The sequence below is a fragment of the Aeromicrobium sp. genome, from assembly GCF_014378035.1.
Lineage (GTDB): Bacteria > Actinomycetota > Actinomycetes > Propionibacteriales > Nocardioidaceae > Aeromicrobium.
On sequence record NZ_JACMOM010000202.1, the window covers coordinates 1 to 2,141 of the forward strand.

General features: G+C 64.3%; 1 protein-coding gene and 1 pseudogene. Both read right to left on the minus strand.

Going from position 1 to position 2,141, the window contains the following annotated elements:
- Window positions 1-1,176 (minus strand): annotated as a pseudogene (locus H7290_RS10565) (hypothetical protein); the annotation flags it as partial.
- Window positions 1,177-1,241: 65 nt separating this feature from the next.
- Window positions 1,242-1,871: a hypothetical protein gene (locus H7290_RS10570; RefSeq protein WP_290513975.1), complete on the minus strand. Its 630-nt coding sequence runs from the start codon at window positions 1,869-1,871 to the stop codon at window positions 1,242-1,244.
- Window positions 1,872-2,141 lie beyond the last annotated feature (270 nt).

The following is a 2,141-nucleotide window of genomic DNA, read 5'->3' on the forward strand; positions in this document are numbered from 1 at the left end:
CGCGAACTTCGTGGTGGCGGTGCCGCGGTTGAACGTCCAGGTGGGCGACGTCTGCGGAAATCCTCCGGTTCCGATGTTGCCGCAATAGTGCTTGTGGGATGCCGAGTAGACGACATCTCCGGCCGGGGCGATGTCGTACGTGTCACCATGGCAGTCCTCGACCCACTTGAGCTGGCCACTCCAGTCGATCTGGAAGGAGCCTTCGACATTTCCGCCAGCACCGAAGTGGTACCCGGACCCGTAGAAGCCGTCGGCGTCGCCCTTCAAGGACAGGATGGCCGACTGAGTGCCCCCGTTGCGGATCTGGGCATTGGCGGCCAGCGGGAGGTTGGCGCCGCTCGCGCTGTCGACCAGAGCCAGCCCGTAACCGGGGTTGCCCGACCCGTTGAACGTCGTGAAGCTACCGCCGACTGCCACCTTGCTGCCGTCGGGTGAGACCGTCAGCGCCTGCACCGAGCCGTCGCCGGGCGTGGGCACCCACGGGAGCAGCGCGCCGTTGGAAGCATTGAGCGATGCGAGCTTGGTGCGCGCGCTGGTCACTGATCCGACCTTGACGGATGGGAAGTTTCCACCGATGAAGAGCGAGCCGTTGCTCAGGCCGACGGTGCTGACCGGGCCATTCACAGTCGGGGCGAAACTGGTGATCAATGCCCCGGTGAAGGCGTCCAGTGCCGCCACACGGTAACGGTTCGTCCCGTTGACCGTGGTGAAGTTGCCGCCGACATAGAGCTTGGTGCCATCGGGGGAGGCCGCGATAGACTTGACCTGCGCGTTGAACGTCGGCGCGAAACCATTGATCAGGACGCCAGTCGTGAGGTTGTAGGCCAGCATGTTGGCGCGCGGCACGGTGTTGACGCCTGGAGCCGCTCCGGCAGGACGTGCAGTGGTGAACTCACCAGCAACGTAGACAGTGTTGCCGACGATCGCCTGGTCCCAGACCACACCATCGATCTGGACGGTCGGCAGCACATCGGTCGACGCCGTCTCAGGGAGACCCGCGGCCGGTGCCGTGTCAGCCTGGGCCGCCTGCGGCAGCAGCACCAGACCGGTTGCGACGAGCGCAACCGTGACTGACAGGGTCGCGACGAGGCGCGAGAAAACGACACGAGCGGTGGAGGCACCGCGCACAGCGGCTGCCTGAATCGCCCGCGGGCGACTGGGGGAGAATTCGATCACGCCATGTAGAGCATCCCGTCACCAAATACTGACGTGAGTGGGAGGAACTTTCTGATTGACCGGCTCTACTGCTCGGCGGAACCGCGAAAGAGAGCGATCGGGTCACCGATCGACAGGTCGAGCTCGATGACGACGAGGCCCAGCTCGGACTTCGGAACCCGGAACACATAGGTGCCGGTCTTCGACTTGCCCGCGGCAAGCTTTCCTGTGAGTGCAGTGGTACCTGTCGACAGCGGGGTGGCCGGCGTGTTGTCCGCGCCGTAGTACGTGTTGACAATTGTCTGGCTGAAGTCGATGGCCTTTCCAGCGGTGACAGCCACCGTCACGGAGATGGACGGACCGCCCACCTCGCCCGGCAGCTCCGCCTTGCCGTTGACCTGACGAATGCTCGAGAGCCGCGCCGTCGTGCCGGCTGTCAGCACGGCCTTGTCGTCGATGCCGATGGTCTTCGACTTCGGTCGATCCGGAACCGCCGTCGGACCGGTGGGAGACGGCGTCGGGCTGCTGGGGATGCGCGAGGGGGGAGCATTGGTGGCAGACGTGGGGGCTCCCGTGGATGTGGGGCCTCCGGATGCGCCGCCCTGCGCCGATGTGTCTCCTCCCTTGCTTACCAGCACGATCATCACGACGGCGACCACCACGAGAGCGCCGCACACGATCGCGACAAGGCTTCTGCGAGAAAGGGCGGAGATCATGGCACATCCTTGTCTTGAGGTTCGACGGTGATCATAGCCTCACCCCCCGAGTGCGAAAACGATGGCGAATCGGCCTCAGCAGGGTGGACGTCAACGCTACGATGATTCAGCCTCGCTCGTAGAAAACGCACCTCGGGGGCGCGACACATCATCTGGTGGAGACCGAGCTCAGGGCCACCGATGCCGGCTGATGTGCAAGAGAGGATGGAAATCGTTCGATGGACCTCATCGAGTACGTCAATGTGCTGCGAAGGCGCTGGGTGTCAATCC

Coding starts and splice junctions, on each gene's coding strand:
- H7290_RS10570 (WP_290513975.1), bottom strand. CDS start 1,871: ATGATCTCCGCCCTTTCTCGCAGAAGCCTTGTCGCGATCGTGTGCGGC.